Genomic DNA, 13,256 nt, shown 5'->3' on the forward strand with positions numbered 1-13,256 from the left:
TACGGTGGACCACGAGGGCCTCCTGATCTCGGTGGAGATGTCGCAATCCACACCGAACCCGGAGGCCCTCACCCATTTCAAGAACCCAGCACGCGTGTCACCAACGTCCCGGGACAACACACCTAGGCCCTGTCCGGTCGATCTTGGCGAATCAACCCTGGGCGTCCGGTGCGACGCGTCGGACGCCGCGAGCTTTTCCCGGCAACCTTCTTTGGTTACCGCACCAACAGCACAGCTAGCTAGGCCGGGAGGGAGAAGCCCTCAGGCGGCACACCATCCACGAACAGCATCCCCACCTGAGCCTTGCCCTCTCGTATCTCACGGGCCTGCCGGTACTCGGGGGAGTCGTACCACTCCCGGATCCGGTCCATGTCGGGAAACTCGATGACCATGAACCGGGAGGAGTCCCAGGTGCCTTCGACGGGCTTGGGCGTGGAGCCCGCGACCAGGTAACGGCCGCCGTAGGTGAGGATGGACATCTGAGCCACAGGTGCGTAGGCCAGTCCAACCTCCTCGTCGAGCACATCGACGTTGACAATGACGTAAGCGGGCATGGGATTCCCCGTTCGTTGGGCACGGCGTGTACTGACGTCACGGTAGAGACTATTGACCCTCGCTGCCCTGCTCGGCAGCGAGGGCACCGCCGCCGGGCAGAAGAGGAGTGTCCGCCCACTGCCGTGAAGCGTTTAGGACTTGCCCGGCCGATCATGTGACTACTCCCTGACCGGGTCGTTGACGTGGTCATGGGGCGGGGTGATCTGAGTGATGCCGAGTGGGAACGGCTGCGGCCGTTCCTGCCGGTCAGCAACAGGCGTTGTGGCAGGTGGAGGGATCATCGGCAGGTGATCGACGGGATTCTGTACCGGGTTCGGACCGGTGTTCACTGGCGTGACCTGCCCGAACGGTTCGGGCCGTGGAAGACCGTCTATGAACCCCACCGTCTGTGGTCGGCCGACGGAACCTGGGAGCACCTTCTCCAGCAGGTCCAGGCAGCGGCCGACGCCGCGGGTGAGATCGACTGGGACATCTCAGTCGACTCCACCATCGTTCGGGCGCATCAGCACGCGGCGGGCGCCCGCACCGGCCCACCGCCGGTCCCCGCCTCAAAGGGGGACGCGTCAGAAGAACACCAGCACGAGAGACCGTGGCAAAGCCTCGTCGCCCGGCTGGTGGAGGTGGTGCTGGAGGCGAGGGCTTGGGGCGCTCGCGCGGCGGGTTCGCCACCAAGCTCCACCTGAGCGCGGACGGCCGTTGCCGCCCACTCTCCTTGATCGTCACACCAGGTCAGCGGGCGGACTGCACGCAGTTCGAGCCGGTCCTGGAGAAGATCCGCGTCCCGAGACCGGGGCCGGGCAGGCCACGCAAGAAGCCCGACAGCGTTGCTGCGGACAAGGCTTACAGCAATGGTCCGTGCCGCGATTACCTGCGGCGCCGCGGCATCCGGCACACGATCCCGGAGAAGACCGACAGCCAGGCCGCCCAGCCTGCGCAAGGGATCACGCGGCGGGCGGCCACCCGAATTCGACCAGGCTGCTACAAGAAGCGCAACACCGTCGAACGTGCGATCAACCGACTGAAAGTGCGACACGAAGTCGCACACGTTAAGTGGGAAAGCCACGAAGGAAGGAGACATGTGCTGACCCCGGATTAGTGTCCGCAATCCGTTCCCGCGCTCACATGCGTCGCCGGTAACAGCGGGGTGTGAAGCTGAGCGTTCAAGCCCAAGGGTTCCCTGGCCATCGGGGAACGACAGGCGAGGGAAAGGCTGGACGGGTGAACCGCGTGAACCCCCGTTGATGTCTCGTAAGGTTGAAGCCGCCCGATGGTTCGCAATCAGCGGCTACAGAACCCGGCGCTGGAATACGCCAGGCGACTCCCGGGGATTTCAAGTCGGGAGGAGGACACCGCCGGTTCCGGGATAGAGGGGGCACCCACCCCAGCCGCAACTTACGTGTGTGGAACGTGGAAACCCCGTTGGAGTCCGGGCTTGCCCGGTAAGCCGACCGCAAGGAAGGCCCAACTCTCCAGCGGGAACAGGATGGCCCAAGAAGCGAACGCCGGTGGATCGAAAGGTCAGAGGAAAATCCTGGAATCCTTCAATCCAGGCCATAACTTGCCGGATACAGGTCTTGATGACCTGACCCGAAAGGGTGCCCACGTGGGCCGGGTGAGCTTTTGAATCATCCCGAGTAATGACACCAGAACCTGCCGGACAAGTTAGACGCAGAGGAGGGACATGCGACAGACGGTGCTTTCTGCCGGCCGCACCTCCCGAGTGAACGGACCGCAGGGCGAACCACTGGACTGGCACTGCATCGACTGGGCCAGCGCTGAGGGAAACGTACGGCGTCTGAGACAACGGATCTTCAAAGCGACACAGGAAGGGGGCCTCAAGAAGGTCCGCAATCTGCAAAAGCTCATGCTGCGGAGCCGCAGTAACACGCTCGTGAGCGTGAAGCGGGTGACACAGCAGAGCAAGGGCCGAAAGACGGCAGGCATCGACAAGGAACGAGCACTCACCCCCCAGGCGCGAGCTCGCATGGCGGTCGACATCGACCAGCAAAGCCAGCCCTGGAGAGCCAGGCCCGTCAAGCGGGTCTACATCCCGAAGAGCAATGGAAAGCAACGCCCGCTCGGCATCCCAGTCATGCGCGACCGAGTAAACCAGGCACGCGTAAAGAACGCACTGGAGCCCGAGTGGGAAGCCCGGTTCGAATCACGGTCCTACGGATTTCGACCGGGGCGCGGATGCCACGACGCCATCCAGGCGATCTTCAGCACCGCGAAGGGCAAGACGGCCGAGCGTCAGTGGGTACTCGACGCCGACCTGGCCGCAGCGTTCGACCGCATCGACCACGACCACCTGCTCAGCGGCGTCGGCGGCTTCCCCGCCAGGGAACTCGTCCGGTAGTGGCTGAAGGCGGGCGTGGTTGACAACGGACGCTTCACTCGCACCGACGAGGGAACACCTCAAGGCGGAGTGATCAGCCCCTTGTTGCTCAACATTGCACTTCACGGAATGGAGGAAGCCGCAGGCGTTCGGTTCGCAACCCGCAAAGGAACAGTGATGTGGGCCGCGAAAGGGACGCCGATCCTGGTGCGTTACGCCGACGACTTTGCCGTGTTCTGCACGAGCAAGGAGGAGGCTGAGACGGTCAAATCGCGACTTGGCGCCTGGCTTGAACCCCGAGGTCTTCGATTCAATGACGAGAAGACGCGAATCCTTCACCTTTCTGAAGGGTTCGATTTCCTCGGCTTCAACGTCCGACGTCATGGCGACATCCTGATCATTACGCCCAGCAAGGATGCGGTGAAGAGAATCCGGAATCGACTGCGGTCCGAGATGCAGGCTCTTCTCGGACAGAGCATCACAGTCGTACTCCGCAGGCTCTCCCCGATCGTCAAGGGCTGGTCTGCGTACTACCGGACGGTGGTGTCCAGCAAAACGTTCTCAGCGCTGGACAGTTACGTGTGGACGCTCACCTACAAGTGGGCCAAGCGCACCCACCCGAAGAAGTCGAAGCACTGGATCGTTAATAAGTACTTCGGCAGACTCAACCGGTCCAAGAACAATAACTGGGTCTTCGGTGACCGCACTACAGGTGCACATCTTCCCAAGTTCGCCTGGACCAACATCAGAAGGCATCAGCTAGTCAAGGGAAAGTCGTCTCCTGACGATCCCGCGCTCGGTGACTACTGGAGTCAGCGTCGCAGGACGCGCACACCTCCGCCGATGGACAGGATCAGCCTTACTCTGGCAGCCCGTCAGAAAGGACTCTGTCGGCTCTGCGGTCAGGCGCTCATCGTTGGTGCGGAATACGAGCCGGAAAGCCCACGTGAGTGGATCGACTGGTTCGACGCGATGAAGAAGCGGTTGCATAAACACCACTTCGCCTACCGGCGAGACGGCGGATCTGATGAAGTCAGGAATCTTCGACTCGTTCATTCCGAATGTCATCAGCAGCTTCATGCGCGAGATGGCAGCAACAAATAGTAGATTCTGTGTTGCGTTTGGGCTTGCTTGAGCCGTGGTGCTTGGAAACAGGCATGCCCGGTTCTGAGGGAGCCGGGTCATGGCAACATGACCCGGCTACCCGACCAGTGGCGAGGCATCGCCACCCGCTACGAGAAGACCGCGACCATCTATCTCGCCGCACTCCACATCGCAGGCATCTTTCTGTGGTCTGCCCACTGATCCAAACGAATGGCCCTAGCTGTCCGTCGGCCCGCCGAGCAACCGGCTTCCGGCGGGCCCGCCGGTGAGGGGCTACATCAGCTCCTCGAACATGTGCTGGAGCTGCCGGGCGGTCGGCCGCTTGGCCGGGTCGATGCTCAGACCCGTCATGACGATGTCCTCGAACGCCGGGAAGGGCCATGGCCGGATGCTGGCGAGGTCTCGGCAGCGGCCACGCGCAAGCTCGGCACGGAGGGCCGGGGTGCTGAGCTGGGTGTCCTTCTCACTGATCGGGTAGACGCCGGTCCAGCAGGCGAAGATCGTCGCGCACAGGGACCACACCTCCGAGGCGGTGGTCAGCTCCAGGCTCTCGGACGGCTTGGTGGCCAGTCGGCGGGCTGCCAGCTCCGGAGAGTTGAAGAAGTCGTACTGCCCCCGGTAGATGACGACCGGCGGCGCGTCGGCCGGGTCCGGGGGCTGCGCCATGGCGAAGTCGAGCAGGTACGCGCGACCATCGCCAAGCAGGAAGTGGGCCTCCTGCATATCGCCGTGCCGCCACCCCCGGTCATGAAGATCAGCGACAGCGCCCGCCATCGCTGCCGCATGAACCGCGGCGCCCCGGTCGTCGGGGTCCGCGCGCAGCTTCGCGAACGCGGTGTCTGCTTCCTCGCCGGGCAGCCAGCTCAGCGTCAGCCAGCTGCCGACCCTCTCCGGGTGCTGCCCGTGGCGGTGGTAGAGGCCGGTGATCACACCGTCGCGGTCCAAGTGCTGAAGTAGCTGGGCCTCGACGAGCGCCAGGTGCTCGGAGTCGACGTGCCCCTGGGGGTCGGTGCACGCCGTGGTGATCTTCAGGGCGTACTGGGTGCCGTCGTGGAGATCCACGCGCCACAGCGCGGTGCCGCGCCGGTCGACCACGAGGGTGGTCTGCGCATCGTGGTCACCGAAGGCATCGGCGAGGAGCTGCGGAGGGACGGTCATGCTGACGCTCCGGTGGGCGGTGAGGTGCCGTTGTCGGCTGAGTCGAGACTATAGACGGACACATGGTGCGTACTGGTCGCGGTGAACGCAGAGCCCTCCCAGTCGGCGGTCCGCCGTTCCAGACGCATCCCGGCGAGCTGCGCCATCGGGTCCAGCTCGGCGGGATAGGCGAAGCGCATGACGTTCGGCAGCAGGCGGTACCCATCGGGGCCGACTCGTACTTCCTGTGCACGGACGATCTGGCGAACCGGATCATGGACGAACGCGGACCACTTCAGGTGGTCCTCGCTCATCTCGCGGACGATCATCTGCTGGCGTTCGGAGGCCATACCCGAGGCGTGCGGGACGGCGGCTTCAACAACGAACCGACCCTGCGGAGTGAGGTGCCGGGCCGCGCTGCGGAAGCAGCTGACCTGGTCCTCTTGCTCCGTGAGCAGGAAGAACGTGCTCGCGATGACGTAGACAAGCGGGTAGTGCGTACCGAGATCGAATCGAGCCATGTTGCCGATCCGCGCCTGGACCGGCGAACGCTCCTCGGGAATCTTCTTTTGGCGCTCTTCGAGGAGACGGATCATCTCCGGGGAGGCGTCAAGACCGAAGACGGCCGTCCCCCACTCGGCCAGCGGGAAGGCGATGCGGCCGGCCCCAATGCCCAGTTCCAGGGCTGCGCCGTCTCCGGCGAGGTCGGAGAGGCCGGCAGCGGCGCGGCTCGGGTCCTGGTTGCGGGTGTCCTCGTCGTAGTACGGCGCCCACTGATCCCAGCGGGCAGCTTACTGGTGCAGGTCTTCCATGATCTGCCCTGCGGTTCATGGTCAGATCTATTGCGGAATGAGTTGGATTTAGGCGGAGGGTTCGCGGTGCGGGGGCTACGTATTGGCCAGCAGGCCGCTGGCCCGCGCGAGATCCTCTGGTGTGTCTACGGCTACTCCGTCGTCCTCGACGGGGATCATCCGTACGGTGTGGCCGTGTTCGATGAAGCGCAGCATCTCCACTCCCTCGGCACGTTCCAAGGGCCCCTGCTGGAGCCGCCGGAAGTGCTGGAGAGCCTCGCCGGTGAAGCCGTAGAGGCCCAGTTGGCGCAGGTACTTCGGCCGGTCGCCCCTGGGGTACGGGATGGGCTGGCGCGAGAACATGAGGGCCTCGCTGCGGGCCGTGACCACGACCTTGACGACGTTGTGGTCCAGGACGGCGCCGACATCGACCAGCTCGGTGTAGGCGTTCACGGCGAAGGTGCCGGGCGGAGCGAATTCCAGGGCCTCGGAGACGTCGTTGATGGCGGTCGGCGAGATGAACGGCTCGTCGCCCTGGACGTTGATGTACCCGTCGGCTGGCAGGCGTTCGGTGACCTCCGCGACGCGGTCGGTTCCGGTGAGGTGCTCCCCGGTACGGATGCTGTCGATGCCGAGTTCGCGGCACGCTGCTTCGATGCGTTCGTCGTCTGTCGCGACGATGGCTCCGTCGAGGCGTTTGGCCTCCAGGCAGCGCTGGTGGACGTGCCAGAGCAGCGGCTTGCCGCCGAGGAGGGCCAGTGGTTTGCCGGGGAAGCGGGAGGCACCCCATCGGCAGGGTATGACGGCGATGTGCCGACGCCGATCGGCGTCGGTCGGTCGGGCTGTGGTGGCGGCCACGGCGTCCTCCTGGTATTCGGATTCGGGGGCTTCAGGTGAGCTGGGCGAGCTTGGCGCGGACGGTGGGTGAGGCGGTGGTCGCGAACGGCCGCCACTGGTAGCCGTCGACCTCCTCCTCCTCCTCCTGCAGCGTCACCGCGTGATCGGCCCCGAGGTGGAAGGCCCAGCGGAAGTCCACGTGGTGGTGGGCCGGCTCGTTCTTCGACGGGTTCGCGTCGATCGTGTGCACGTCGATGTCGAGGGGGATGTCCTCGTGGCCGGCGAGGGGGACGACGGCGGTGGGCGGGATGCCGGCCTCCTCGTGCAGTTCGCGCAGGGCGGCGTCGCGCAGGAGCTGGTCGGACGGTTCGTTGTGCCCGCCGGGCGCCAGCAGTTTCCGGGATGCCTTGTGCAGGATGTGGAGCACGTGCCGTTCATCGTTGATGAGGATGGCGCTGCAGGTGACGTGGGCGGGGAAGGTCTTGCGGCTGGTGGGATCGTCCGCGCCGGCGAGCGCGGCGAACAGCATCGTCAGGGAGGCGCGCTCGTCCGGGTGGCGGGCGAGGTACGCCTCCGTGACGGTGCGGATGTGTTCGGTGGAGGGAGGCAACGAGGTCACCTTTCGAAGTGGCGGAGCCAGGTTCTGGCGATGGTGTCGCGGTCGGCCGCCGGCATCTCGTGCAGTCCGGGCTGGAATCGCGCGTGGCTGAGTGCGGCGGTGGCGGCGAGTATTTCGGCCTGGACGAGGTAGATGTAGGTGCCGACGGCGGCGCCGTGCACGAAGTTGACGGCACCCCCGTCGGCGAGGACGTAGAAGTAGTGGCCAGTGACCTCGTATCGGGTCAACTGGGGTCCGACGGGCTGGCGTTCGTAGAGGTCATCAAGGCTGCTGAGTTCGAGTTCGTCCTCGGAGGAGGTCACCGATCCGAGGTATGCGCCGTTGCGTAGGGCGGCGAAATCCTCGTGCCGGAGGGCGAGATTGCCGGTAGCGCACAGGACGAGTTCCGCGTTGTGGACGGCCTCGGTGGTGGACGAGCTGGTGCGGAAGCCGAGGGCGTGTGCCTGTACCCGCTTGACCGCGTCGTTGTCGTACACGGTGACGCGCAGGTCCTGGGCGCGCAGGGTCTGCGCAATCGAGCGGCCGATCTTGCCGAAGCCGATGACGCAGGCGCTGCGGCTCGTGAGGATGTCCCCGCGGGCGCGGACGAGGGCGTCGGTGGAGAACACGATGGACCGGCCGACGAGGTGGTCCTCGCAGTCCTTGAGCGGTGAGCGGGCCACGGACACGACCGGGCACGGCAGCGAGCCGAGTGCTGCGTACCGCTGGTGTCCGTTCTCGGTGTCCTCGACGACGCCGAGGATGCGGCCGGAGAACTTGTTCACGAGGGTGTCGAGGCTGGGCGCGAAGTACCCGCCGATGTCGGCCAGGACGACGTCCTGGCCGCCAGCCGTGTCCTCCAGGTAGTGCAGGGCCTGGGTCTCGTCGGTGAACCGCTCCCGGCTCAGGTCGTGGACCGGCAGGGTGTGGCGGACGGTGTCGAGGGTCGGCTGGTGGATTGACCGGGGCTTGGGGAGGACGGCGCCGATCGTGGACACCGCGGTCATGGCGTGCAGGAACGCGGGGCGTTCCGGGAGCAGGTGGGTGATGACCAGCGTCGTGATCGCCTGCCCAGCGGGGAACTGCGCGGTGATCCTCCGGAAGAAGGCGTCCAGCCGTGCTCGCTCGGGGGTTTCCATGAGCATTCCTCTCGAGTTTCGAGGCGTAGGGCTACGCGGCCCGGCTGAAGTCCGGCACCGGGGCGGCCAGAGCCTGCATGTGCGCGCGCAGTCCGCTGTGGAGGTCGACGCGCGGCTGCCAGCCGAGGACCTCTCCCGCGCGGCCGGGGTCTGCGCGCGTGAGCAGGACATCCCCGTTGCGCACGTGATCCTGGTGGAGCTGGATCTCGCGACCGGTGAGGCTGTTCGCGACGTCGATCACGTCCAGCAGCGATGCGTTCGAGCCGCCGCCGACGTTGATGGGGCCGTGAGCGTTCGGGACGACGCCGGCGGCGATCGTGGCGGCGACCACGTCGTCGATGTAGGTGAAGTCGCGGCGCTGGTGGCCGTCTCCGTACAGGCGCAGGGGCTGTCCGGTCAGGGCGGCATACAGGGCGCGATGGGTTAACATGTCGGCGCGCTGCCGGGGGCCGTAGACGCTGAAGTACCGCAGGGCGACGACGCTGGGGCCGGCGGGGCGCTCGGCGTAGGCGAGGCAGAGCTGCTCCTCGGCCAGCTTGGTCACGGCGTACGGGGAGGCGGGATTAGGGCGGTCGGTCTCAAGGCTCGCGTCGCCGTCGGTCGGACCGTAGACGCTGGAGGAGGAGGCGACGACCAGTCGGGGGACGCCGATCCGGGTGGAGGCTTCGAGGACGCGGTGGGTGGCCAGCACGTTGGACGCGAGGTAGTCGCCGAACTGCGGTCCCCAGGAGGGCCGTACGCCGGGGATGCCGGCGAGGTGGAAGACCGCGTCGGCGTCGATCAGGAGCGGGTCGATGGCGCAGTGGAGGAGGTCGGCCGTGACGTGGTGGTATCCCTGGCGTCCTCGCAGCGCGGTGAGGTTGGCGGCGGCCGTCGGGTCGGTGGACGGATCTCGGCGGTCCACGCCGATCACGGTGGTGCCGGCCTGGACGAGGGCGTGGGCGAGGTGGGAGCCGATGAATCCGGCGGAGCCGGTCACCACGGCCCGTCGGGGGCAGCGCTGGTCGGGGGCTGTTCGTGCTGTGGCACGGGGATCTCCAGAGAGGTGTCGTCGAAGGGGTAGGTCAGGTGAGCCGGGACAGGACGGTTCTGCCGTGCGCGCTGAGGGCGGCGTCGTTCTCTTTGTGGCCCTTGACCAGGGCTGTGGCCGCCTCGATGGCGCCGAAGGACTCCAGGAGGCGTCGTTCGGTGTCGTTCGGCGGGCGCCCGTAGCCGTGGAAGAAGGCGGTGCGGAGGTGGGGTGCGGCCTGCCAGCGTCGGAATTCGAGCCGGGCGAAGTCGCGGACGCGGGCGTCGCGTCGCATGTGCTCGAAGTCGTAGATGCCGAAGGTGTTGCCGAGCAGCCAGTTGCGCGGCTGGTAGTCGAGGTGGCAGATCGCGCTGTCCATGTAGCTGGCGCCCAAGATCGCCGCGTGGTGCTTCAGCAGGTTCTCCTCGGCCGCGTCGAGCAGGTCGGCGTGGGCGGCCCGGTCGATCCACCGCTGGAACCGCTCGGCGAGCGAGGCACCGACTGCTCCGCCCTGGGGCATGGCGGTGGCCCGGTGCAGCTTGCCCAGCACATGCCCGGCTTCGTGGTGGGCCAGTTCCTCCTCGGGCGAGCCGGGAGCGACGGTGTCCGCGCGGTCGCCTGCGAGTGCGGTGAGCAGCAGGGTGCGGGTGGCGTCATCCCGGCCGACCAACTCCGGCGCGTGACCGGTCAGATGGCGGACCCACGCCCTATAGGCGTGGAGTTCTCCGGCGTACCGGTCTCGCTCCGCGTGCTGCTTCGCGATGAACTGACGCCCGTCCCCGGCCACCAGGCGCACCACGCGGGGCGGGAGCGCGGGGTCCGCTGCGATGTCGACTGCGCCGAGGAGATGGTGCGCCAGTCGTATCCGGGGGTCGTCCGCGGTCGCGATCACGGAGTCGGCTCCGGAGTGAGGAGACTGAGGTGCTCGGTGTCGTTGTGCCGGTCGAGCATCCAGCGGGTCTGGCCCAGGCGGTTGCGGTGGTGCTGCCAGCGGGTGATGGAGGCGTGGTTGTGGGTGAACCCGGACGGCGAGCCGATCGGGATGCCGAGCAGCAGGGTGTGGGCGGTGATCACCGTCTCCCCGTGGGCGGCGAAGACGACGCGCTTGCCGTGGTTCTCCTTGATGAGCTGGCTCAGGTTCCTGCCGGCGCGCTCCAGGTACCCGTTCCAGGTGTCGGAGCCGTTGGCCCAGGGCGTGTCGGGGTGGGCGTGCGGCCCGCCGTCGGCGGCCGTCTTCACCGCGTCCCAGGGCCTGCCGTCGGCGTCGCCGTGGACCGGTCCGTCGAGTCGGTCGTCGTGGTGTACGGGGATCTGGAGAGTCTGGGCGATGATCTCGCCGGTCTGGACGAGGCGGATCCGCAGGCCGGTGTAGATGACGTCGAAGGGCTTCTTCAGGTGCTCGGTGGCCAGGCGGCGTGCGGCCTGTTCGGCTTGGGCGTAACCGAGGTTGGTCAGGCCGGTGCAGGTGCGCGGGCCCCCGACGAGGCCGTCGGCGTTGCACTGGGCCTGGCCGTGCCGGACGAAGACGAGTTCGGTGGTGATCATGAGGCTCCTCGGTGCGTGAAGCGGAGGGGCAGGCTGTAGTGGTAGCCGTTGCGGCCGACGTACGGGGCGGTGAGCACGGCGTGCAGGCCCAGGAAGCTGTCGAGCTGGCCCCGGTCCGTCGTGCCCAGCCGGGCGTCGTAGCGTCGGGCTGCCGCGTTGTACGCGAGCAGGGCGGTGGTAACGGCTTGGTCCGTGAGCGGCCCGTAGGTCAGGTGGAGCGTCGCGACGAGCTTGGCGAGGTCGTAGCCCAGCGGGGCGAGGGACAAGTCGTCGGTGTCGACGGCGACGATGTCTTGCGCGGTGATAATGAAGTTCCGCGGGTTGCTGTCCTTGTAGAAGGCGCACGGGCCCTCGGCGGTCGCCTGTAGCAGGCCGAGCATCGCGTGTAGGGCCGTCTTGTTGGGCAGGTAGCCCTGCTCGTGGCGTCGCCGTAGAGCGATCTTCCGGGGCCCGAGGTAGTCGTCGAACTGCGTGCCGTCCTCGAAGTTGTGCGTGGTGTCCAGCGACGCGGAGTGCAGGTCGCTGGCCCAGGCGGCACCGTGGGCGTGGCCGAGCAGTTCCGCCACGCGAGGGAGGTCCTCGGGACGTACGGGGCGGCCCTCGATCCGTTCGAACGTCAGGAACCGCGGTCCGGCAGTGTGAAGGGCCGGCTGCCGCAGAGGCTTGGCGTGCGCGGTGAGCCACCGGTAGTGGCGCACCGCCCCCGCCGCGCGTTCCGGTTCCGCGTAGTGCTTGGTGAACGAGGCGGGGCTCATGCCGGCTCTCCTCCCTCCTTCGGCTGGGCGACGACGAAGGTGATCCGGGACCGGGTGGTCAGCGGCTGGTCGGGAAGGAACTCGTGCAGGGTCGCCGCCAGGGCACCGGGGTTGCCGTATAGGCCGGGCGCCAGGTCGTACTTGGGGTTGGTGGCCAGGTACTGCGCCGTGTGGTCGTGGCCGTCGAAGGTGAAGACGTGTTCCTCGTCCAGGGCGGCGATCACGTCGAGAGAGGAGGCGGCCACGTCGGCGAGGTTGCCGCTGTGGGCTGCGGTGTAGAGGCTCTCGTGCTGGGCGGCACGCGGATCGAGGTCGGCGGAGGCGACCAGCTGGTCCATCTCTCGGTAGCTGTCGAGGCCCTTGGTGACGAGCACGGCCACACCACCGGGGGCGAGGACCCTGGCGATCTGTCCGACGACGTCCTGGGGGCGCGGCGAGTGGTAGAGGCAGAACGCCGCGACGACGATGTCGCTCGACCCGTCGGGCAGAGGGAGGTCGTGGAAGTCGCCTTCGACGAAGTCCACCGTGCTGTCGGGCAGGCCCTTGGCGCGCTCGCGGGCCTGGGCGAGCAGGGAGGGGGCGGCGTCCAGCCCGACGAGGCGCTCGGGACGGAGCTGCTCGGCGATGACGCGGCTGCTCGTGCCACGACCGCAGCCGATGTCGAGCACCACGCCGAGCCGGTCGGGCCGGGCGTGATGGGTCTGCACCAGGCTGACGATCGTCTCGGGCACCGGGTGGCCGGCGGTCTTGGCGCGCATCAGGGCGCTGGTGCGCCCGGCCAGCCGAGAGGCGTGTCCGTACAGCTCCGACTGTCGGGCGGGGTCCAGGAACGGGTTGGGCTCGTTCATGCCGCACCTCCTGGCCGGGGGCGCGGGCCGGTCAGGACTGCTCGGCGGCTACCTTCCGCAGCCAGCGGCGCGTCTGACGCCGACTGGCCAGCAGCACCACATCGGCACCGGAGCCGAACTCCTCGATCTTCGCCATCACGCGGGGTCGCATCTTGCGCCGGTACGTGGCGACGTACTTGATCACGCCCCAGTGGATGCGGTTGTGCACCCCGTTGCCCTTGTGCCCGGCCCCGTGCCGGATCTGCCGGGAGAAGATCCCGTACAGCGCCGCCACGGTCGACACGTCCATCAGGACCACCGTGTCGCAGGCTTCGAGCCGTACCTGCAGCGTCGAGTTGTAGTTGCCGTCGATCACCCACCGCGGCTGCGCGACCAGCTCGCGCTGGACGTCGGTGAACTCGTCCATGGGCAACGCGTTCCACTCGTCGTCGTAGAACGCGGCGTCCAGGTGCGTCACCGGAGCGTCGAGGATCCTGCCCAGTTCGCGGGCCACGTGGGATTTGCCGCTGCCTCCGCAGCCAGCGATGGCGACCTTCTTCATGGTGCTCCAGCGTAGAGAGGTTCGGGTGTCCGGCGGACCCATCCTCCGGGAGAGGCCCGGAG

Annotated in this window: 14 protein-coding genes and 1 pseudogene; 3 read left to right on the forward strand and 12 right to left on the reverse strand. The window is 67.3% G+C overall.

Features of this window, described 5'->3' with window-relative positions:
- Positions 1 to 239: 239 nt before the first annotated feature.
- Positions 240 to 554 carry a DUF1330 domain-containing protein gene (locus ACLJPL_RS32855; protein ID WP_406144524.1) on the reverse strand — a complete coding sequence of 105 codons (315 nt, stop codon included), beginning with the start codon at positions 552 to 554 and terminating at the stop codon, positions 240 to 242.
- A gap of 189 nt (positions 555 to 743) precedes the next feature.
- Here ACLJPL_RS32855 and ACLJPL_RS32860 point away from each other — a divergent pair, with 189 nt between their 5' ends.
- The 3 genes and pseudogenes from ACLJPL_RS32860 (at position 744) to ltrA (ending at position 3,994) form a co-directional block, all read left to right on the forward strand.
- Complete coding sequence (locus tag ACLJPL_RS32860; protein ID WP_411084663.1) at positions 744 to 1,238, forward strand: IS5 family transposase; 495 nt, start codon at positions 744 to 746, stop codon at positions 1,236 to 1,238.
- Positions 1,145 to 1,651 carry a transposase gene (locus tag ACLJPL_RS32865; RefSeq protein WP_411084607.1) on the forward strand — a complete coding sequence of 169 codons (507 nt, stop codon included), beginning with the start codon at positions 1,145 to 1,147 and terminating at the stop codon, positions 1,649 to 1,651. Before ACLJPL_RS32860 ends, ACLJPL_RS32865 begins: the two co-directional genes overlap by 94 nt.
- Before the next feature lie 541 nt (positions 1,652 to 2,192).
- Positions 2,193 to 3,994: pseudogene (gene ltrA / locus ACLJPL_RS32870) on the forward strand (group II intron reverse transcriptase/maturase).
- A 273-nt stretch (positions 3,995 to 4,267) separates the two neighbouring features.
- Here the strand turns inward: ltrA and ACLJPL_RS32875 are convergent.
- From ACLJPL_RS32875 to ACLJPL_RS32925, 11 genes are all read right to left on the reverse strand, one after another.
- Positions 4,268 to 5,152, reverse strand: a complete 885-nt coding sequence (locus tag ACLJPL_RS32875) for a protein kinase domain-containing protein (protein WP_411084608.1) — start codon at positions 5,150 to 5,152, stop codon at positions 4,268 to 4,270.
- Entirely contained in the window at positions 5,149 to 5,814 is a 666-nt protein-coding gene (locus ACLJPL_RS32880) for a class I SAM-dependent methyltransferase (RefSeq protein ID WP_411084664.1), read from the reverse strand. The genes ACLJPL_RS32875 and ACLJPL_RS32880 overlap by 4 nt, the downstream gene beginning before the upstream one ends.
- A 204-nt stretch (positions 5,815 to 6,018) precedes the next feature.
- A complete protein-coding gene (locus ACLJPL_RS32885; protein WP_411084609.1) occupies positions 6,019 to 6,780 on the reverse strand; it encodes a 3-deoxy-manno-octulosonate cytidylyltransferase in 762 nt (253 codons plus the stop codon).
- A 31-nt stretch (positions 6,781 to 6,811) separates the two neighbouring features.
- Complete coding sequence (locus ACLJPL_RS32890; protein WP_411084610.1) at positions 6,812 to 7,378, reverse strand: NUDIX hydrolase; 567 nt, start codon at positions 7,376 to 7,378, stop codon at positions 6,812 to 6,814.
- Positions 7,375 to 8,496, reverse strand: a complete 1,122-nt coding sequence (locus ACLJPL_RS32895; protein WP_411084611.1) for an adenosylhomocysteinase — start codon at positions 8,494 to 8,496, stop codon at positions 7,375 to 7,377. Before ACLJPL_RS32895 ends, ACLJPL_RS32890 begins: the two co-directional genes overlap by 4 nt.
- Positions 8,497 to 8,527: 31 nt before the next feature.
- Positions 8,528 to 9,478 carry an NAD-dependent epimerase/dehydratase family protein gene (locus ACLJPL_RS32900; RefSeq protein ID WP_411084612.1) on the reverse strand — a complete coding sequence of 317 codons (951 nt, stop codon included), beginning with the start codon at positions 9,476 to 9,478 and terminating at the stop codon, positions 8,528 to 8,530.
- Positions 9,479 to 9,560: 82 nt separating this feature from the next.
- Entirely contained in the window at positions 9,561 to 10,397 is an 837-nt protein-coding gene (locus ACLJPL_RS32905) for an aminoglycoside phosphotransferase (RefSeq protein ID WP_411084613.1), read from the reverse strand.
- Positions 10,394 to 11,050 carry a histidine phosphatase family protein gene (locus ACLJPL_RS32910; RefSeq protein WP_411084614.1) on the reverse strand — a complete coding sequence of 219 codons (657 nt, stop codon included), beginning with the start codon at positions 11,048 to 11,050 and terminating at the stop codon, positions 10,394 to 10,396. Before ACLJPL_RS32910 ends, ACLJPL_RS32905 begins: the two co-directional genes overlap by 4 nt.
- Positions 11,047 to 11,805 (reverse strand): phosphotransferase, encoded by a 759-nt coding sequence (locus ACLJPL_RS32915; protein WP_411084615.1) that lies wholly within the window; start codon positions 11,803 to 11,805, stop codon positions 11,047 to 11,049. Before ACLJPL_RS32915 ends, ACLJPL_RS32910 begins: the two co-directional genes overlap by 4 nt.
- Positions 11,802 to 12,653 carry a class I SAM-dependent methyltransferase gene (locus tag ACLJPL_RS32920; RefSeq protein ID WP_411084616.1) on the reverse strand — a complete coding sequence of 284 codons (852 nt, stop codon included), beginning with the start codon at positions 12,651 to 12,653 and terminating at the stop codon, positions 11,802 to 11,804. Before ACLJPL_RS32920 ends, ACLJPL_RS32915 begins: the two co-directional genes overlap by 4 nt.
- Positions 12,654 to 12,684: 31 nt before the next feature.
- Positions 12,685 to 13,194 carry a topology modulation protein gene (locus tag ACLJPL_RS32925; RefSeq protein WP_411084617.1) on the reverse strand — a complete coding sequence of 170 codons (510 nt, stop codon included), beginning with the start codon at positions 13,192 to 13,194 and terminating at the stop codon, positions 12,685 to 12,687.
- Between the last annotated feature and the right edge of the window lie 62 nt (positions 13,195 to 13,256).

This window comes from Streptomyces sp. cmx-18-6 (genome assembly GCF_046548915.1).
Taxonomy (GTDB): domain Bacteria; phylum Actinomycetota; class Actinomycetes; order Streptomycetales; family Streptomycetaceae; genus Streptomyces.